Source organism: Methylovulum miyakonense HT12, from assembly GCF_000384075.1.
Lineage (GTDB): Bacteria > Pseudomonadota > Gammaproteobacteria > Methylococcales > Methylomonadaceae > Methylovulum > Methylovulum miyakonense.
Map to the genome: position 1 here is coordinate 1,556,248 of NZ_KB913025.1, position 17,490 is coordinate 1,573,737.

A 17,490-nucleotide genomic window follows, 5' to 3' on the forward strand; every position below is an offset into this window, starting at 1 on the left:
ATCGTCCAAAAATCTTTTAACCTTTTGTTACCCACCACAAAGGACACGAAGATTCAAAGCAGGACGGGGTTTGAAACCCCGTCCTAACGTTTCAAAATACCTATAGGCACTGTAAACGTACGGAACGGGTCGCTTAATGCGCCTACTGTTGGTACAAACCCGTTCCGGCTATTCATTTTGCGGCAGAAACGGTTCATCCATTTAAAGCGGCGGCAACCATCGCCTGCCCCAATGCCAAACCGCCGTCGTTCATCGGGTAGCGTTGTGGCGACAGCACGGTAAGGCCGTGCAACTGCAATTGCCGGGTCACGGCTTCCAGCAACAGGCGGTTTTGGAAGACGCCGCCGCTGAGCACGATGTGGCCAATCCCCGTTTCGCGGCTGAGCTGTTCCAGCAGCCCGGCAGTCGCGGCGGCTAGGCTGTGGTGGATACGGGCGGCGATAAGGGCTTTGTCCGTGCCGCGCTTAAGCTCATCCAGCACCGCTTGCCATAGGCCTTGCCAGCTTAGCACTGACATGCCTTGGCAACGCTCTATCGACCAGGCTTGAAGATAGGGTTGCCCGGCCGCAAATAAGGGGGTCGCCAGGGTTTCCAAGGCAATCGCCGCTTGGCCTTCATAATGGGCCGCTTCGCCGTGCAAGCCAAGCGCGGCCGCAAAGGCGTCGAACCAACGGCCACAGGAAGTGCTTGGCGGCGAGTTGAGGTTTTTGGCGACCATCGTTTCCAGCGTGGCCAGCGGCTTGCTTGCCAGCAACTTGATGATGTCCAGCCCGGCATAATCCCGTTGCAATGTTGGCCAGTCGAAATAATGCCGCAGTTGCGCATACGCATTGCGCCAAGGCTCGCGCATCGCCTGGGTGCCGCCCGGCAAGGCGATGGGCTGGAAATGGCCGAGCCGGGTGCAGCTTTGGTAATCGCCCAGCAGAAATTCGCCACCCCATAAGCCCCCGTCACCGCCCATGCCCAAGCCGTCGAAGATGGCGGCCAACAGTGGCGGTGCGTCCAGCGGGGCACCGTGTTCAGCCAGACAGGCCGCCAAATGGGCGTGATGGTGCTGCACGGGGACTAAAACTGCTTGTCCTGTGGCTGCCAGGGTTTGCCCATATTGCGTGGACAAATAGCCAGGGTGGTTGTCTACGGCGATAACTTCAGGCCGGAAATCATACAGCTGCTGGTACAAATCAATGGCCTTGCGGTAATCGTGCTGGACGGCGGCATTTTCCAGGTCACCGATGTGCTGGCTAACAATGGCCTGGCCGTTTTTCAGCAAACAGAAACTGTTTTTTAGCTCCGCGCCCATCGCCAAGATGTTGTTGGCTTGCCCGAAACCGGGTGGCAAGGGCAACGCGTCGGGGCTGTAACCACGCGCCCTACGTAGCAAGCGGAGGCTGCCGCCCATTAGCCGGACGACCGAATCATCCAGGCGGTTGGCGATGGCGCGGTCATGCAGCAATAGGTAATCGGCAATATCGGCCAATTTTTCCCGTGCTTCGTTGTTGTCCGTGCATTGCGGCTCGTCGCTGCTATTGCCGGAAGTCAGCACGATGGGCGCGTCCAAATCCTGCAACAGTAGGGTGTGCAACGGCGTGTACGGCAGCATGAAACCGAGTTTGTCATCGCCCGGTGCAACTCCCGGCGCCAAAGCTTCGCCGTGCGCCGCCAGCAACACAATCGGCGCGGCTTTATCCTGCAAGGCGAGAGTTTCTCCGTCGTCCAGCTTGGCATAACGGGCAATCATGGCGGCATCCCGGGCCATCAACGCGAAGGGTTTGGCATAACGGCGTTTGCGTCCACGTAAACGGCTGACGGCGTCGGCATTTGTAGCATCGCAGGCCAGATGGAAACCGCCCAGGCCTTTGATCGCGATGATATGGCCCTGCCGGATCAAGTCGGCGGTTTGTGCCAGCGGATCGGTGCAATCCAAGCGCTGGCCATGTTGGTCTTCCAGCCAAACCTGGGGGCCGCAGTCCGGGCAGCAGTTGGCTTGGGCGTGGAAGCGGCGGTCAGCGGGGTCATCGTATTCCTGCTGGCATTGCGGGCACAGCGCAAATTCCGCCATGCTGGTATGGCAGCGGTCATAAGGCACACGCCGGATGATAGATAGGCGCGGCCCGCAATGCGTGCAATGGGTGAAGGGATAACGGTAACGGCGGTTACTTGGGTCGGCAATGTCGGCAAGGCAATCGGGGCAAGTGGCGGCGTCGGCGGCGACAGGCGTTTCCATGCCATTGTGCTGGCTGGCGACGATGCGGAACCCGTCGCTGCGGGGCAAACCGTCCAAAATTTGCACCTCCAGGCTGTCCAGCCGGGCCAGCGGCGGTTGGTGCAGCGGGATTTGCCGGATGAACGCATCCAGGTCTGCATCGCTACCGAAAACATGGATCATCACGCCCAGCCCGTCGTTCCAGACTTCCCCGGCCAGCTGGTGTTGCCCTGCCAGCCGCCAGACCATCGGCCTGAAGCCGACGCCTTGCACGATGCCACGGATCCTGATCGCCCTGCCGGGCATCAGCAAATGCGCGGCAACTGTTCGCCGACTGGCCAGTCTACGATGCGCCTGCCGCCGAAAGCCGTGCGCATTTCCACGAAGTGGTGGTGGTCGGCAACCACTTCTCCGATGATTGCGGCATCGCGGCCTAGCGGATGTTGCCCCATGACGGCGAGCAGGCGTTCGGCAGCCACCGCATTGCAAATGCACACCAGTTTGCCTTCGTTGGCGACATACAGAGGATCCAAACCCAGAATTTCACAAGCGGCTTTGACTTCGTCTTTTATCGGTATCTGCGCCTCGTCAATGACCATCCCGACGCCGGATTGCTGCGCCAGTTCGTTCAACGCCGTCGCCAAGCCGCCACGGGTCGGGTCACGCAAACAGTGGATGTCGGCGGGTGCGGCGGCGACCATAGCGGCGACCAGCGAATTGAGCGCGGCGGAATCGGACACAAGCGTCGTGCCGAATTGCAGGTTTTCCCGCCCGGCCATAATCGCGACGCCATGGTCGCCAATCGGGCCGCTGAGCAAAATCGCACAGCCCGGTTGCGCGCGGTTACCCGAAATATTGACGCCCTTCGGCACGATACCGACGCCGGTGGTGGTGATAAACACACCATCGCCTTTGCCGCGTTCCACCACTTTGGTGTCGCCAGTGATGATAGGCGTACCGGCACTTTGGGCGGCGGCGGCCATGCTGATGACGATTTTTTCCAGATCGGCCAGCGGCAAGCCTTCTTCCAAAATAAAACCCGCCGCCAAATACAGCGGCTTCGCGCCGGACATCGCGACATCATTGACCGTGCCATGCACCGCCAGCGAACCGATGTCGCCGCCCGGAAAAAACAATGGCGAAATCACATGCCCGTCGGTGCTGATGACCAGCCGTCCTGCAGGCACGGCAAATAGGGCTTGGTCATTGCGTTGGCGCAGCAGGTCGTTATCGAAATGTTTGATGAACAGCTCGTCGATAAGCTGTGCCATCGCGCGGCCGCCACCGCCGTGGCTTAGGTCGACTTTGCCGTGGGTGAGGTCGAGGCGGGACAGAAATGGAATGCGCTTTGGATTCATGTGATAACGTACGAGTGGAATTTATGTGATAACGACAAAAATAGCTCCCATAGCAAAACGGAGTCGAGTTGGCTGGTTGGGTACCAACCCTCCATTCAAGAAAACCTACCAATGTTGGAAGCTTTAACGTTATAAAGCATCGGCGGATATTGATCTGCAACATACTTTTCAAAAGCAACGAAATCGTTGACTGGCAAGCTCGCGACCAGTAGGTCAGTTGTAGCAAGGCTGGTATAAAAGCGCCCACCCAAGCAACCAGTTTTTGGGTTCTTATCGAGAATGTGTCGATAAAGACGGAATCCTACTGCAGCATCTTTCCCCCAATAAATGGGAATAGCATCTACTTGGCCTAAGCTGATTTTCTTGATCTTGCTCAATGGAGTTTTGAGGCTTTTTTTGTCACGAGCCTCCGCTTCAAGAATTCGAGCTTCAACGTCATTAAGTGCAACAACGATACCATAGACTGCACCAGGTAGAACTCCTTTTGCATCTGGACTCTTGGCTAAATTGAAGGTTGTACAAGTTTGCGCTGGCTCGTAGCCACCAGATCTTGCTACCTGTTCGAGGAATTGCAGAAATACGCTATGCATGATTGCTGATAATTAACAAGCTACTTCACTGCCCGCCGTACCCGCCCATACGACCAATACGCCGCGCAAGCCCCCTCCGACGACACCATACAAGACCCCATCGGGTTCTCAGGCGTACACACCGTGCCCAATAACTTGCAATCCTGCGGTTTTTTGGCGCCGCGCAGGATGGCGGGGCATTCGCAGCCTTTGGTATCGGAGGCTTGGATGGCGGGCATGTTAAAGCGTTGTTCGGCATCGAAATCGGCATATTCAGGTTTCAGTTGCAACGCGCTGTTAGGGATCAAGCCTAAGCCGCGCCATTCAAATTGCGGGCGCAACTCGAACACGGCCTGCACCAAGGCCTGCGCCTTCAGATTGCCGTCGCGGGTGACGGCGCGGCTGTATTCGTTTTCGACCTCACAGCGGCCTTCGTTGAGCTGGCGTATTAGCATCAGCGACGACTGCATCACGTCCAGCGGCTCAAAACCGGCGATGACTATCGGTTTGGCGTAGCGCTCAGCAAATACTTCATAAGGCTGGCTGCCGATCACCGTGCTGACGTGGGACGGGCCGAGGAAGGCGTCTATCGATACTGGCTGCGGCGCATCCAGTATGGCTTGCATCGCGGCGGGGGTCAGGACGTGGTTGCAGAACACCGAGAAATTAGCCAAGCGTTCGGCTTGGGCTTGCTGGATGATGACGGCGGTTGGTGGCGTCGTGGTTTCAAAGCCGATCGCGAAAAACACGACCTGTTTTCCGGGGTTTTCCCTGGCAATTTTCAACGCGTCCTGCGTCGAATAAACCATGCGGATATCACTGCCATCAGCTTTGGCTTTCAGCAAGCTGTTGCGGCCGGTAGCCGGCACCCGCATCAAGTCGGCATAGGTGCAGAGAATGACGTCCTGGCTTCCGGCCAGTTGTATCGCATTGTCGATGCGGCCGGTCGGCAATACGCACACCGGACAGCCGGGGCCGTGGATGAATTCGACGTTCGCGGGCATCAAGTCCTGGACGCCGTAGCGGAAAATGGCATGGGTATGGCCGCCGCAAAATTCCATCAGCCGGTAATGGCGGCCGGGATTTACGGTTTGCGCAATCGCGTTCGCCAGTTGCTGCGCGAGGCCTTGCTCGCGGAATTCGCTAATGTATTTCATAAGCTTGCCCCGTTAACCCGGCTTCGGCGAATAGGGCTAAGGTTTTTAAGGCTTCGTCCTCGTCGATTTTATTCAGCGCATAACCGACATGCACCAGGACGTAATCGCCGAGCGCGACATCGTCGACCAGGGCCAGCGACACTTCGACTTTGACATTGCCGACCGAGGCGGTCGCCATGTTGCTGGCGGGATTAATGGCGATGATTTGAGCGGGGAGGGCTAGGCACATAATTTAGATTTTTGTTGTAGGGGCTATTAGCACCTTAATTTACTGTATTTTAAGAGAAATCATAATCTATCCTGCCAATACATCGGTTTTTGATGTGAGTGGCTTACGGCGATAATCAATATTTCATCGTCGCGTATTTGATAGATCACGCTATATGGAAATCGGCGGGACAGGCAGCGCCGGGTGCGTTGGCTCAGCGGCTGCCAGGCTTCAGGAAAGTTGGCTATCCGGCCAACCGTCGCTTTTATTTCTGCAAGAAACTCCTGCCCCAAACCTGATTTTTGCAAGTTATAGTAGTCCATCGCAGTTTGCAATTCGGCCTCGGCGGCCTCAAGAAAACTAAGCTTCAATTCGATTCCAAGCGGCTAAAAACGTGTTCGGCTGGGCTTGAGCGCAGCTCGCCGTTATCGTATGCGTCGATCCGGCGTTCGGCTTCAATCGCTAATAATTCATCGATGCTCCGGTCGGGCTGATCCAGGCTACTTAATAACTGCTCGACCAAAGCCGCCCTGTCTGCCAACGGCAAGTTTAACGCTTGATCAAATAACTGTTTCCGGTTCATTTCAAAAACCTCTTTCTCGCTCGCCACTACGCATAAACAATCCCCTGCAACTCCAGCTCAGCCTTCAGCCAGCGCAGCCAGCTGTCCATCCCCTCACCGGTTTTGGCCGACAGCGGCAAAATTTTGATGCGCGGATTGACCTGTTTTGCATACTGGATACATTGCTCGCTGTCGAAATCCAGGTACGGCAACAAATCGGTCTTGTTCAGGATCATCAGGTCGGCGGCATGGAACATATCGGGGTATTTGACCGGCTTGTCCTCGCCTTCGGTGACCGATAGGATTACGACCTTATGCGCTTCGCCCAGATCGAATGCCGATGGGCAAACCAGATTGCCGACGTTTTCGATGAACAGCAGGCTCTGGTGTTTCGGTTGCAGGCTTTCCAGCGCATGGCCGACGCGGTGCGCATCGAGATGGCAACCTTTGCCGGTGTTGATTTGCAATGCCGGTACGCCGGTGGCGCGAATGCGCTCGGCGTCGCGGGCGGTTTGCTGGTCGCCTTCGATCACCGTGATGGCGATGTCTTCTTTCAGCCGGGCGATGGTTTCGGTCAGCAGCGTGGTCTTGCCGGAACCGGGACTGGACACCAGATTTAACGCCAGTATGCCGCGTTCGCCGAAATAATGGCGGTTTTCGGCGGCGTAGCGGTTATTCTTCGCCAGAATGTCCTGTTCGATTTGCACCATCCGCTTGGGGCTTAAACCCGGCGCATGGGTGTGCGCCGCGGCGTGTCCGTGTTCATGGGAATGATCATGCGGGTGTTCATGATCGTGATCGTGCGAGTGGGGATGGCCCTCGCCGCAGCCGCAGATGCCACACATTATTCTACCTCCAGTTCTTTGATCCGCATTTGATCGCCGCTGTTGACTTGCAATTGATGGCTGCCGCAGTGCGGGCATAGATCATATAGCTGCTGCACTGCCACATTACGCCCGCACGGCATACACCAAGCTTGGCCCGGCATGTCGATGATTTCCAGTTTGGCCTGTTCAGCCAGCGAGCCTTGCGTCACAACATCAAAACTGAAGCGCAAGGCTTCAACTTCGACACCGGCCAGCACGCCGATTTCCAGCCATACGGTTTTGACTTTGCGGTATTGCTGGGTTTGTGCCTGTTGTTCCAATACCTGCAAGATGCTTTCGCAAAGGGACAGTTCATGCATGGCTATCCCTGCCATGCACCCTTCGGGTAAATGCAAATCTGCTCCCGGCAGATTTGTCATGCAGGCTATCCCTGCCATGCACCCTTCGGGTAAATGCAAATTTGCTCCCGGCAAATTTGTCATGCATGGCTATCCCTGCCGATAAATGCTTGTTGCTCCAGGTAGATTTGTCGTACATATTTTTTAACGCTCAATCAGGTTTAAAGTGTATTGGACGCAGGGGTCTATCGCATTAACCAGCAGTTGCGCTTGTTGCCGCAGATTGTCAGAATTTTGGGCTTGTAAGCATCGTAAGCCTTGCACGACCACGCCTTCGGGATGGAAATTCCATTCGGTGGGCGCGACTATCCGGTAATCGTACACCCTTCCTTGCCGCAACACCAAGCGATGGATCAACAGACCTCGTGCCGCCTGGACTTGAGCCAGGGCCAAGCCATCGCTGGCGGTGCTGGTTATGGGCAAGCCTGTGCCGTCGTTTATCCGCGCCAAAAGGTGGTTTAACCGGGAGGGTATGCCGGCGACTTCCGACAAGCGGCCCAGGATGCGGACAATCAGGCCATTGCCGTACTGGTCTTGCAATTCGCTGATTAATGGCCGTGCCAATTGGCGGTTCAACAATGTCGTTTCAAAACAGCGGCCTTGCCAATGGGGTGTCCTCACAAAAGCCGTCAAACCTTCCTGCTGCATGCGTTGGTTTAATGCCTGGCCATCCAGTTCCGGCAAACAGGCGACGGGGTTTTGTCCGATGGCTTCCCAGTTTTGGCGATATAAAAAATCCAGCAAGCGGGCGGATATTGCCGGGTTTTGCAATAGCCAAGCCTGCAACTGCGCTTCGGTATCCAGTGCCTGAAAATCGGCTTGCCGTCCGTTAAAAATCGCGGTGTCGGTTAATGCCGACAATTCCGCCACCAGCCCGCTTAGCCGTGCCATATCGGGGGCAAGATGGCTATCCAACCTGAACGCCATGCCATCCTGAAATAACAGTTGCTTGAATTGCGCGTCGAATTTAAGCAAGGCCGCCAAGTGGGTTTTATCGGGGGCAAGGCCGATAAAACTAGGCCAGTCCAACAAAATCCGCCACGCATGTTCGCGCAGGGTTTCCAGTTGCACCAGCAGTTCGCGGGCGGTATCGGCTTTGGGTTCGGAAGCCATGCCCAGCGCGGTACGGCAAGCCAGCAACGCGGCGTAGGCTTGGGCATTGCCGCACAGTGTGAACAGCAATGGCACGGTGGCGAGCACTTGTTCCGGGGTTTTACCTAGCAACACCCGTGTTGCCGCGTCAGGGCGGGTAGAGGTGATGTGCGCATCCATTGCCTGACCTGAGCGATGGTATAGCTCAATAGTTAAAGAACCAGCGGGCATCGTTCAATGTTTGCCGATAGTCCCGCGTAATAAATCGCGGCGGCTGATGCCACGCGGTTCCGGGGTGGCCAGCAAGCCTTGCAATGCCGCTTGTGCTGCCGCCAGCGCGGCGGCTTGATCCGCGAACTGGAACATCGGCGAAAACAAAGAACATTGCGCGTACATCCCCAACAGCGTTTCACTGCCCAAGGTAAATTCAAACGTGCCATAGGGGAAGCTCCGCTCGATGCTGGTACCGGACGCTTGCCCGCACCAAGTGCTGTCCGAACCCGGCAATAGCAACAGATTCATGCACCAAGGTGTCAGCAACACGCCCAGCCAATCTTCGTTAAAGCGGTTGAAACCGATAGCTTGTACCGACAGCGCGGTGTTGGCTATCGGCAGCCCGCCCATCCGGGCGTCCAAAATATCGTTGAATGCCGTTTCCAGCGCGAGCCGGATTTGCCCGCTCTCCCGCCACAACATGCTCAATCGTCCAGCAACAAAAAGTCCTGTTTTTTGCCGCCGCACTGCGGGCAGCCCCAATGTTCCGGTAACTGCGAAAACGCCGTGCCGGACGGTATTTGCCAGACTTCGTCGCCGAGTGACGGGTCGTACACATACCAGCAAATCTTGCACTCCAGCCGGGTTTCCGGCGGCAACCGTGATACGTCGCCACCATAAGCCCCGGCAAAAAACGACCCGTTCACAGATACACCTTCAATATTTCCTGCAAACGTTGGCAACTGTCGGCAATGTCTTCCGGCGAAGCGCAGGCCACGCTGGGCACGTCGCTGACTTCCAAGGTGTTAAGGATCAGGGTGTCTTGGGAGTTAAAATATTGCACCCACCAGACCCTCTTTGTGCCAGTGGCGGTGATGCGGTTTGTTCCGTAGCCCCGGGACAATATCGCCACCGTGCCTTTACCCAAGCGTTGCTCCAGAAATGCCAAATCCTGCTCGGTTTGCGGCAACAGGCTCAAATTGATGCTATGCGCCTCATGGGTTGCTGGGTATGCGGCAATTTTGGCGTTGAGTTCTGCCAATAGCGGCGGGGCGTTCATCACGCCTTCGGGCAACGCCGCCCAAGCCGTGTCGATGTGGCTAGCCGCACCGTCAAACGCCAATTGCATGATTTGTTGCGGGATAATGCCGACTTCCAACACCTCATCAACAATTTGCCGCTGGGCATTGAGCGTTTGCGACCGCCAAACCCCGGCCAGCACCGATTCCTGGATGCGGACTTGCCCGCCGGAACCGATAACGCTGACCTCGCCTTCGCCCAACAGTTCGTCAATGAACTTGCGGTTGTCCGCGTCCAGTTGCGTCAGGTCGTTGGGTTTGGACACTGCCGGAAAGGCCGCCAAATCCTGTTGCAATTGCAGCAAGACGGCTTTCGCCTGTGCCAAATCGTGTGCATTCAAATCCGCCGAAATCTGCGGCATGGCGTAAGTCGCCATGTCCTGCGGCATTTGCAGATAATCCAACGTTGCGCCGTCTTGTTCAGGCGGTTGGCTGCCTAGTCCGAAAATAGGGAGTGAAATAGAACTCATGATGGTCGTGGTTTATTTTAGGGTTACAAGAAAGGCGTGCCATGCGCCCCTTTTCACGCTCGTTCCCAAGCTCCGGCTTGGGAATGCGGCCTTGGAAGCTCTAGCTTCCAGTCACTTGCGTAGATATTGATGCCCATGTGGGATACGCGAAGCTAGAGCTTCTGCTACCGCATTCCCAAGCCGGAGCTTGGGAACGAGCGAATATCCTTAACAGCGGTGACACGGCACATGGAAACGGGGATAGGATGAACAAACGATATTCAATGCGCCGCCCCGCAGACTTTATCCAAATCAAAGCCAGGCGGTTGGCTGGGTGTGGCGGCGAGTATGCGTACGGTTTCCTGCATAAAATCCTGCCAATCGCGGATGCCGCTGATGACGCCTAAATACTCGCCGCCGCGCAAAAACACCAACGAGGGCCAACGGGTGAAGCGAAACCGCGCCTGTAATTCGCGCTCGATAGCTTTGCCGATAACCGCCGCTTGCAGCCTACCGCTGAAGGCTTTCAGCAATTCCGGCAAGATCACCGCGACATCGTTGCTTTCGGGGAAATGCACGGGGTCGTTACAAAAAAACAGCACGACGGTTCCGTTACCGTAAACAAAAGGGTCGTAGTTGTCCGCATCCAGCAACGGCAAGCCGTGGCGGGACTGCAGTTGGTCTATCAAAGGTGAAGTCATGATTGCAAAAACTCCGGTAAGGTCGGTTCCCTGTCCACTAAATCGGCGAACAGATGGTCTATTTGGGTTTCGCCCTGCATCGCCAGACGCATGGCTTCCAAGGCATCAGTAATTTGCCGGGCTTTTTCCTCGCTGAGCACTTCACGGGCGGTGTCCAGGAACACCAGCAACCAAGTGCCGACGGGCTGCTCGCCGACCAGCATCATGTCAATCAGGTTTTCTAGGCCACGATAGAGGCAGACGGCCATTTCGCCGCGCTGCCCGATAATTTGCATGGGAAGGCCGATACACATCAGTATTTGCCCCGGTAATCGACATCGACTTGCAAACTGGGCTGGCCGCCCGATTGCGGCGGCGGTTGCACGGCGAATACGCCGGATTGCAAAATGCGTTCGTCGCCGATGCGGCAGGCTTCGTCGGCGGTGGGCCGCTCCTGTTCGTAGCGTTGCATATTAAGCACCGGGTCGGTCAAAGTAGCATCGGCACCGGTAAAATCCGCATTAATGCCGAAAGCGTGCAGATAGGTCAGCGCCATATCAATCGCCGGTTGGATTTGTGCCTTGACGCAAGGGCGCAAGCTGCCGCCATAGTCGTCCAGTTCCTCCGGTTGCACGCCTATCAACAGCAAATACTGTGGGTCGCTACCCAACATTTGCGCCATCGCCAACACTTCCTGAAAACCGGTCTGGTGCAGGCTCATTTTCTTGGCACCGAGAAAACTCGGCACATCATCATTGGCGATGCGTTTCAATGTGCCTGGCGGCAAGCCGTAATCGACCGCATCGAAGACCACCAACACATCCGCCGCCTGTACATGTTCGACCAAGTAAACGCCTTGCGTGCCGCCATCCATCACCTTGACCGTATCGGGGAAACGGTAGTTTTTTTGCAAATGCTCGATGACGCGGACACCGAAACCTTCATCGGCCCACAGCACATTGCCTATGCCCAACAGCAAAATATTCATCGTTAATCCTTAGAAAAATGTTGTCCACGAAAAGCACGAAATCTCTTTAAAAATTTTCGTGTTTTTCGTGGACAAAATGCCGTTTTAGGTCAATGGACATCGTCCAGCGGCTTGTCGTCTTTAAACGTGCGCCAGCCGGTCACCATCGTCGATAAAATGCTTTGCCGTGACAGTTTGTCTTCACGCACGGCGACATAGACATGGATCAGCACAAAGCATACGATCAGCCACATGACTAGGTGATGCCAGCTGTGCAAGCTTTGGCTATCGCCAAACAGCGGCAGCACCCAGGAACTGAACAGGCTGTATTGCCAACTGCCTTGCCCCGTGCCTTCGCCGTACAAGGCAAAGCCAGTGACTATCATAAACAGCGAACCCCAAACAAAGGCGAAGTGCATCGCCAGCAATGCCAACGGGTTATGGCCGGTGTACTTGCGCGGTTCCTTGACCAAAAAAGCGTACCACAGGATTTCATGGCCTACGCCTTGCCAGAAGCTCCGGCTCAACAGCGGCGGCGCGAAAAGTTGCCGGGCATGCCCGTTGCCCGCATACGCCCAGTACGCCCGGAACAGCAAGCCTATCGCCAACAGGTAACCGGCGGCGAAATGCACAAAGCGGATATAGCCCATCAGGAAATGGTCGGACGCTTCGCCGCCCACCGATGGCAGCGGCGAGGCGATTAAATAGCCGGTGACCGTCAACGCGATGATGGCCAGGGCATTCAGGCCGTGCCATAGCCGTACCGGTTTTTCGTAGACGTAAACGGCGGGGGTTGGAAGGGCGTTGCTGCTCATGCGCGGTTACTCCGTTAAGCGTTGAATAATAAATACAAACCCAGACCGCTGGTGATGTAGCCCGACATACGCAAGCCAAACCGGTGATAGCTCAGCATCGCGCCTAAGCCTAAACCAATACCGTGCAGGCTGGCCGTCGCAAGCAGGAAGCCTACCGCGTAATCAACGGGTGCGGCGGCTAAAGGCATTTCCAAACCGTGCGCGAAACCGTGCAACACAGCGAAACCGGCTAATAAGCCAATAACCAGCAGGCTTGGTAAGCGACGCGACACACTGAGCAATAAGCCTACGATCAGCACCGAAGCCAGGATGCCGGTTTCTACGCCTTGAATAGTTAAACCTGATAAAGCCAGCCCCGCACCGCAAACCATAAAACTTAAAAATGCGGCGATGGTGAAGCCGGCATTGAGCGGGGTTAAACGGCTTGCCCATAAACCGACACCGAGCATGACTAATAAATGGTCTAAACTTAAAAAGGGATGGCTTAAGCCGCTGATAAAGCCGTCAATGTCGTGTGCGCCTGTGTGCGCCGAAGCCGTCGTGGCGGTTAACGCCAATGCCAGCAATAAAGCGGCGGATGAAAAATGTTTAATCATGGTAACTCCTAAATCAAATGATTTTGTAACTCGGGATAATGTTTAAAATTGCTGTCAACGCTCATTAACTGACAGTAATAGTCTAAAGCTGTCGCAATAATCAAACGGTCAAAGGGGTCTTTGTGGACAGGCGTTAAATCGACTGCCCGACAAGCAATGGTTACGGATAAAGGCAACAGCTCAACACCTGCGGGTTGTAAGGCTTCTTGTAACCAGGCATTAACGGGCAAAGGCAACAACAAACGTCCTTTTTTAACGATTTGAGCGACTTCAAAACAGGATACAACTGAAACAGCAACCCGTTCAGCTTGCTCTATCGTGTCTATTTGCTGTGTTGATAAATAGCGCTCTTTATCGTTTAACCACCAAACCCAAATATGAGTGTCTAACACGATCATTTCAGACACTCAAAATCCTCGCTATCGACACAAGGTGCAACCAAGTCCGCTACTATTTTTCCTTTACCTGCAATAGAGGCGGGGGGTTGGCGGCGCCTATGATTAGTAACGGGATGATTTTTAATGAGTTCATGTAGCGCAATAGTGACCACTTCATTAATGTCATCCGTTGCTAAACAGTAACTTGCACTTTTTAACAAGGCATCGTCTATCGTAATGATTTGCCGCATAATCCACTCCATTTTGATGGGTTGCTTTGGGTGTTTTTCCTGAACAATAGCGTGTGTGTAATGTTACGCACAACATGAACATAGCACGAAAAACGACTCAACAAAATGTCGTGATGGTACGCCTAACGCACCTTAACCTGCGTCAATTCCGTCCCATCCGGGCTGATGATATGCGTAGAACACGCCAGACACGGGTCGAAACTGTGCAAGGTGCGCAGGATTTCCACCGGTTCCTCGGGACGCTCCACCTTGGTGTTCATCAACGCCGCCTCGAACGCGCCGATATTGCCTTGCTCGTCGCGCGGAGAACCGTTCCAGGTGGTCGGCACCACGCATTGGTAATTGGCGATTTTGGTGTTTTCGATTTTCAGCCAATGCCCCAACGCGCCGCGCGGTGCTTCGGTAAAACCCACGCCTTTGACGCTGCTCGGCCAAGTTTCCGGATCCCATTTCGCCACGTTCGCGGTCGCGAGGTCCCCTGACTTGATATTCGCCATCATCTTGTCCATGAAGTAGCGCATTTTACCGGCCGCCCATTGCGCTTCGAGGCCGCGTGCCGCCGTCCGGCCCAAGGTCGAGAACAAGGCCGTGACTGGCACGTCCAGCGTTTTCAACACAAAGTTGATCTGCTCGGTGATTTCCTTGTTGCCTTGCGCATAACCGATGACATAACGCGCCAATGGGCCGACTTCCATCGCATGGCCGCGCCAGCGCGGCGCCTTGATCCATGAATATTTGGCGTCTTCGTCCAGTTCCTGGATATGCGTGCGGTCGCCTTTCGTGTTCGGCCCCAGTTTGTAATTGGGTTCGGTGACGCCGTCCCACGGATGCAGGCCCAGCGATTCGTCAGGATATTTGTACCAGGAGTGCGGGATGAATTCCTTGATTTGCTCGGGATCGGCCAAATCGACTTCGTGCACTTTGGTCAAATCGCCGTTGATGATCGCACCGCGCGGCATCAGTAAATTTGACGCCGAATAGTCGTTGGCGTTGTCGGGGATGTCGCCGTAAGACAACAGGCTAGTCCCGGACAGGCCGCCGCCATACATCCAGCCTTTATAGAACTGCGCAATCGCCAGCAAATCGGGGATGTACACCTGGTCGATAAAAGTAATCGTGCGGTCGATGATGGATGAGACCAGGTTCAGCCGCTCCATATTGACCGCGCCGACAGCGCCGACGCCGTCGATATTGATCGCGCACGGCACGCCGCCGACCAGCCAGTTCGGATGCGGATCCTTGCCGCCGAAGATCGTGCGTATTTTCATGATGTCTTTCTGGAAATCCAGGGCTTCCAGGTAATGCGTCACCGCCATCAAGTCCGCTTCCGGCGACAACAAATAAGCGGGATTCGTCCAGTAGCCGTTCTTGAACGGGCCGAGCTGGCCGGATTCGACAAACTTCAGCAAACGGTTTTGCGTGTCGCGGAAATAACCGGGCGAGGATTTGGGATTATGCGGCGAAATCGATTGCTGCAAGGCCGAAGTCGCGGCAGGATCGGCTTTCAGCGCGTTGACCGGGTTGACCCAATCCAGCGCATGCAAATGGTAAAAATGCACCAGATGGTCTTGCACTTGCAGGCTGAGCTGCATCAGGTTGCGTATCGAATTGGCGTTTTCAGGAATCTGTATTTTTAGCGCATCCTCGACCGCGCGCACCGAGGTCAACGCATGGGTGCCGGTGCAGACGCCGCAGATGCGCTGCACGAACGCCCAGGCATCGCGGGGATCACGGCCTTTCAGGATCACTTCCAGGCCGCGCCACATGGTGCCGCTGGAGACGGCATTGCGGATGATATTGTCGTCGTCGATATTAACTTCACAACGCATGTGGCCTTCGATGCGCGTGACCGGATCGACGACGACGCGGCGGCCGGCGTCATTCAGATGAAAACCGTTAGGGGTGTTAGTGACTGTCATTATTGCTGCGCTCCTGGTTGTTTGTCATCGGCTTTTTTGGAACGGTTTAGCGCGGTCAACCCGGCATGGGCGGCGACGCCTAGCCCAACTACGGCCGCAGCAGTACCGCCGACGGCATCGGCGTTGGCTTCGATGCCGAACTGGTTAATATCGGTGAGGCGCTCGTAGAAGCTGCCTTTATCCCAGAAACCGTCTTCGGAGCAGCCGATACAGCCGTGGCCGGACTGGATCGGGAACGACAAGCCTTCATTCCAGCGCACCGTCGAACAGGCGTTGTACGTGGTCGGCCCTTTGCAGCCCATTTTGTACAGGCAGTGGCCTTGGCGTGCGGCTTCGTCGTCCCAGTGTTCGACGAACTGGCCGGCGTCGAAATGCGGCCTTCTATAGCATTTATCGTGGATGCGTTGGCTGTAGAACATCTGCGGACGGCCTTGTTTGTCCAGCGTCGGCAGTTTGTCGAAGGTCAACAAATACGCAACCACCGCCGTCATCACTTCGGCGATCGGCGGACAGCCAGGCACTTTGATGATAGGTTTATCGGCTAGGCCGGGTATTTTATGGGTCGGCGTCGCCTGGGTCGGGTTGGGCTTGGCGGCCTGTACGCAACCCCAGGATGCGCACGAGCCCCAGGAAATAATCGCCTTGCAGCTTTCGGCGGCGTATTTAAGCTGTTCGACAAACGGCTTGCCGCCGATGATGCAGTACATGCCGTCCTCGGCCAAAGGCGCATTGCCTTCGACGGCCAGGATGTAATTGCCTTTGTATTTCTCGACAATTTCATCGACGATGGCTTCGGCGTTGTGGCCTGCCGCCGCCATGATGGTGTCGTCGTAATCCAGCGACAGCATCGACAAAATCACGTCTTTCGCCAGAGGATGGCCGGAGCGGATAAAGGATTCCGAGCAGCAAGTGCATTCCAGGCCATGCAGCCACAACACCGGAATGCGCGGCTTGGTTTCCATCGCATGGGCGATTTTCGGCGCGAAAGACGGAGCAAGCCCTAACGATGCAGCGGTCAGGCTGCAGAACTTGAGAAAACTGCGGCGCGTGATGCCTTGCCTGCGCATGACATCGTAAAAGGTTTCATTCATTCGATCTCCTGGCGTTGTTGGTATGGCTGCTTGAAAAACGTACAGCCGGCAAATGCTACGGGATACTTTTCTCCGTGTTTCCAAGCGATGCCCTTGGGTCGTCTTATGGCTGTTTGGAAACGCTTGCATTGTTCTTATTGTTAAAAGCAACGCCTGGCGTAGTGCCCTTAGCAACGCTGCTGGGCATTGCAAAAGCAACATCCATACCGGATTATCGTCCGCCAAAAAACCTTTGTATTTGTAAGAGAAATAATGCCGGGAGGGGGTGTGGAAAATGAGGCAAATGTCGATTACACAACAAACGCAACAAAAAAATAGGCGGATTGCCTGAAACGTGACAAACCAACCCGATAGTTAGGGCAAGGCTTTGAACCGGCCATTGGGGGCATATATACGGGGTATTTGCCGGTCGCGGGAAGATGGGGGTCTATCCGGCTTGCCAAAAGGGATGGTGACGGTTTCCATGGGCACCCTGGCCAATATAACTGTCTGCTGGCAAGTTATATTGAATTATTTATACCGCCGCTAATCGAAACAACGATAATTGAATGATTAAGTCCTTCAAGGGGATGTTGATATGAAACGATTAATTTGGCCGTGCGCCGTTTTGGTGTTTGCAGCCATACTACAAAGTTGTGCCGTTTATCCTTACAGCCCTTACGTTGCCTATGACGGGTAT

The 17,490-nt window shown here is 55.3% G+C and carries 22 protein-coding genes; all 22 read right to left on the reverse strand.

Annotated elements, in window-relative coordinates; all coding sequences use genetic code 11:
- Positions 1-193 precede the first annotated feature (193 nt).
- The 22 genes from hypF to METMI_RS0108270 all read right to left on the reverse strand — a co-directional run bounded on the left by hypF (position 194) and on the right by METMI_RS0108270 (position 16,811).
- Complete coding sequence (gene hypF, locus METMI_RS0108165) at positions 194-2,509, reverse strand: carbamoyltransferase HypF (RefSeq protein WP_019865793.1); 2,316 nt, start codon at positions 2,507-2,509, stop codon at positions 194-196.
- Positions 2,509-3,561: a hydrogenase expression/formation protein HypE gene (hypE, locus tag METMI_RS0108170; protein WP_019865794.1), complete on the reverse strand. Its 1,053-nt coding sequence runs from the start codon at positions 3,559-3,561 to the stop codon at positions 2,509-2,511. The genes hypF and hypE overlap by 1 nt, the downstream gene beginning before the upstream one ends.
- Before the next feature lie 95 nt (positions 3,562-3,656).
- Positions 3,657-4,151, reverse strand: a complete 495-nt coding sequence (locus METMI_RS0108175) for a hypothetical protein (RefSeq protein ID WP_019865795.1) — start codon at positions 4,149-4,151, stop codon at positions 3,657-3,659.
- A 20-nt stretch (positions 4,152-4,171) separates the two neighbouring features.
- Positions 4,172-5,287: a hydrogenase formation protein HypD gene (gene hypD / locus METMI_RS0108180; protein ID WP_019865796.1), complete on the reverse strand. Its 1,116-nt coding sequence runs from the start codon at positions 5,285-5,287 to the stop codon at positions 4,172-4,174.
- Complete coding sequence (locus tag METMI_RS0108185) at positions 5,274-5,516, reverse strand: HypC/HybG/HupF family hydrogenase formation chaperone (protein WP_019865797.1); 243 nt, start codon at positions 5,514-5,516, stop codon at positions 5,274-5,276. Before METMI_RS0108185 ends, hypD begins: the two co-directional genes overlap by 14 nt.
- A gap of 59 nt (positions 5,517-5,575) precedes the next feature.
- Positions 5,576-5,866, reverse strand: a complete 291-nt coding sequence (locus tag METMI_RS0108190; protein WP_019865798.1) for a type II toxin-antitoxin system RelE/ParE family toxin — start codon at positions 5,864-5,866, stop codon at positions 5,576-5,578.
- Complete coding sequence (locus tag METMI_RS0108195; protein ID WP_019865799.1) at positions 5,863-6,078, reverse strand: addiction module protein; 216 nt, start codon at positions 6,076-6,078, stop codon at positions 5,863-5,865. Before METMI_RS0108195 ends, METMI_RS0108190 begins: the two co-directional genes overlap by 4 nt.
- 26 nt (positions 6,079-6,104) lie before the next feature.
- Complete coding sequence (gene hypB / locus METMI_RS23435) at positions 6,105-6,902, reverse strand: hydrogenase nickel incorporation protein HypB (RefSeq protein WP_019865800.1); 798 nt, start codon at positions 6,900-6,902, stop codon at positions 6,105-6,107.
- The gene (gene hypA / locus METMI_RS0108205; protein ID WP_456299004.1) at positions 6,902-7,303 is read right to left on the reverse strand and encodes a hydrogenase maturation nickel metallochaperone HypA; all 402 of its coding nucleotides are present in this window, start codon (positions 7,301-7,303) and stop codon (positions 6,902-6,904) included. The genes hypB and hypA overlap by 1 nt, the downstream gene beginning before the upstream one ends.
- A gap of 123 nt (positions 7,304-7,426) precedes the next feature.
- Positions 7,427-8,554 (reverse strand): hypothetical protein, encoded by a 1,128-nt coding sequence (locus METMI_RS0108210; RefSeq protein ID WP_019865802.1) that lies wholly within the window; start codon positions 8,552-8,554, stop codon positions 7,427-7,429.
- Between the two features lie 54 nt (positions 8,555-8,608).
- Positions 8,609-9,070: a [NiFe]-hydrogenase assembly chaperone HybE gene (hybE, locus tag METMI_RS0108215; protein WP_019865803.1), complete on the reverse strand. Its 462-nt coding sequence runs from the start codon at positions 9,068-9,070 to the stop codon at positions 8,609-8,611.
- A gap of 2 nt (positions 9,071-9,072) precedes the next feature.
- On the reverse strand, positions 9,073-9,294 hold the full coding sequence (locus tag METMI_RS0108220; protein WP_019865804.1) for a rubredoxin: 222 nt from the start codon (positions 9,292-9,294) through the stop codon (positions 9,073-9,075).
- Positions 9,291-10,136, reverse strand: a complete 846-nt coding sequence (locus METMI_RS0108225; protein WP_019865805.1) for a hydrogenase expression/formation protein — start codon at positions 10,134-10,136, stop codon at positions 9,291-9,293. The genes METMI_RS0108220 and METMI_RS0108225 overlap by 4 nt, the downstream gene beginning before the upstream one ends.
- A 260-nt stretch (positions 10,137-10,396) precedes the next feature.
- On the reverse strand, positions 10,397-10,816 hold the full coding sequence (locus METMI_RS0108230; RefSeq protein WP_019865806.1) for a thioredoxin domain-containing protein: 420 nt from the start codon (positions 10,814-10,816) through the stop codon (positions 10,397-10,399).
- Positions 10,813-11,109, reverse strand: a complete 297-nt coding sequence (locus METMI_RS0108235) for a HypC/HybG/HupF family hydrogenase formation chaperone (RefSeq protein ID WP_029151554.1) — start codon at positions 11,107-11,109, stop codon at positions 10,813-10,815. The genes METMI_RS0108230 and METMI_RS0108235 overlap by 4 nt, the downstream gene beginning before the upstream one ends.
- A complete protein-coding gene (locus tag METMI_RS0108240; protein WP_019865808.1) occupies positions 11,109-11,783 on the reverse strand; it encodes a HyaD/HybD family hydrogenase maturation endopeptidase in 675 nt (224 codons plus the stop codon). Before METMI_RS0108240 ends, METMI_RS0108235 begins: the two co-directional genes overlap by 1 nt.
- Before the next feature lie 89 nt (positions 11,784-11,872).
- Positions 11,873-12,577, reverse strand: a complete 705-nt coding sequence (gene cybH / locus METMI_RS0108245; protein WP_019865809.1) for a Ni/Fe-hydrogenase, b-type cytochrome subunit — start codon at positions 12,575-12,577, stop codon at positions 11,873-11,875.
- 14 nt (positions 12,578-12,591) lie between these two features.
- A complete protein-coding gene (locus METMI_RS0108250; RefSeq protein WP_019865810.1) occupies positions 12,592-13,173 on the reverse strand; it encodes a HupE/UreJ family protein in 582 nt (193 codons plus the stop codon).
- An 8-nt stretch (positions 13,174-13,181) separates the two neighbouring features.
- The gene (locus METMI_RS0108255) at positions 13,182-13,571 is read right to left on the reverse strand and encodes a type II toxin-antitoxin system VapC family toxin (protein WP_019865811.1); all 390 of its coding nucleotides are present in this window, start codon (positions 13,569-13,571) and stop codon (positions 13,182-13,184) included.
- Positions 13,568-13,801, reverse strand: coding sequence for a hypothetical protein (locus METMI_RS23440; RefSeq protein ID WP_156829800.1), 234 nt, complete (start codon positions 13,799-13,801; stop codon positions 13,568-13,570). Before METMI_RS23440 ends, METMI_RS0108255 begins: the two co-directional genes overlap by 4 nt.
- Positions 13,802-13,923: 122 nt before the next feature.
- The gene (locus METMI_RS0108265) at positions 13,924-15,720 is read right to left on the reverse strand and encodes a nickel-dependent hydrogenase large subunit (RefSeq protein WP_019865813.1); all 1,797 of its coding nucleotides are present in this window, start codon (positions 15,718-15,720) and stop codon (positions 13,924-13,926) included.
- A complete protein-coding gene (locus METMI_RS0108270; RefSeq protein WP_019865814.1) occupies positions 15,720-16,811 on the reverse strand; it encodes a hydrogenase small subunit in 1,092 nt (363 codons plus the stop codon). The genes METMI_RS0108265 and METMI_RS0108270 overlap by 1 nt, the downstream gene beginning before the upstream one ends.
- Positions 16,812-17,490: the final 679 nt, after the last annotated feature.

Excerpts from the sequence above, each read along its gene's own strand:
- hypF (WP_019865793.1), bottom strand. The coding sequence starts at position 2,509 with ATGCCCGGCAGGGCGATCAGGATCCGTGGCATCGTGCAAGGCGTCGGC.
- hypE (WP_019865794.1), bottom strand. The coding sequence starts at position 3,561 with ATGAATCCAAAGCGCATTCCATTTCTGTCCCGCCTCGACCTCACCCAC.
- METMI_RS0108175 (WP_019865795.1), bottom strand. The coding sequence starts at position 4,151 with ATGCATAGCGTATTTCTGCAATTCCTCGAACAGGTAGCAAGATCTGGT.
- hypD (WP_019865796.1), bottom strand. The coding sequence starts at position 5,287 with ATGAAATACATTAGCGAATTCCGCGAGCAAGGCCTCGCGCAGCAACTG.
- METMI_RS0108185 (WP_019865797.1), bottom strand. The coding sequence starts at position 5,516 with ATGTGCCTAGCCCTCCCCGCTCAAATCATCGCCATTAATCCCGCCAGC.
- METMI_RS0108195 (WP_019865799.1), bottom strand. The coding sequence starts at position 6,078 with ATGAACCGGAAACAGTTATTTGATCAAGCGTTAAACTTGCCGTTGGCA.
- hypB (WP_019865800.1), bottom strand. The coding sequence starts at position 6,902 with ATGTGTGGCATCTGCGGCTGCGGCGAGGGCCATCCCCACTCGCACGAT.
- hypA (WP_456299004.1), bottom strand. The coding sequence starts at position 7,303 with ATGACAAATCTGCCGGGAGCAGATTTGCATTTACCCGAAGGGTGCATG.
- METMI_RS0108210 (WP_019865802.1), bottom strand. The coding sequence starts at position 8,554 with ATGGATGCGCACATCACCTCTACCCGCCCTGACGCGGCAACACGGGTG.
- hybE (WP_019865803.1), bottom strand. The coding sequence starts at position 9,070 with ATGTTGTGGCGGGAGAGCGGGCAAATCCGGCTCGCGCTGGAAACGGCA.
- METMI_RS0108225 (WP_019865805.1), bottom strand. The coding sequence starts at position 10,136 with ATGAGTTCTATTTCACTCCCTATTTTCGGACTAGGCAGCCAACCGCCT.
- METMI_RS0108230 (WP_019865806.1), bottom strand. The coding sequence starts at position 10,816 with ATGACTTCACCTTTGATAGACCAACTGCAGTCCCGCCACGGCTTGCCG.
- METMI_RS0108235 (WP_029151554.1), bottom strand. The coding sequence starts at position 11,109 with ATGTGTATCGGCCTTCCCATGCAAATTATCGGGCAGCGCGGCGAAATG.
- METMI_RS0108240 (WP_019865808.1), bottom strand. The coding sequence starts at position 11,783 with ATGAATATTTTGCTGTTGGGCATAGGCAATGTGCTGTGGGCCGATGAA.
- cybH (WP_019865809.1), bottom strand. The coding sequence starts at position 12,577 with ATGAGCAGCAACGCCCTTCCAACCCCCGCCGTTTACGTCTACGAAAAA.
- METMI_RS0108250 (WP_019865810.1), bottom strand. The coding sequence starts at position 13,173 with ATGATTAAACATTTTTCATCCGCCGCTTTATTGCTGGCATTGGCGTTA.
- METMI_RS0108255 (WP_019865811.1), bottom strand. The coding sequence starts at position 13,571 with ATGATCGTGTTAGACACTCATATTTGGGTTTGGTGGTTAAACGATAAA.
- METMI_RS23440 (WP_156829800.1), bottom strand. The coding sequence starts at position 13,801 with ATGCGGCAAATCATTACGATAGACGATGCCTTGTTAAAAAGTGCAAGT.
- METMI_RS0108265 (WP_019865813.1), bottom strand. The coding sequence starts at position 15,720 with ATGACAGTCACTAACACCCCTAACGGTTTTCATCTGAATGACGCCGGC.
- METMI_RS0108270 (WP_019865814.1), bottom strand. The coding sequence starts at position 16,811 with ATGAATGAAACCTTTTACGATGTCATGCGCAGGCAAGGCATCACGCGC.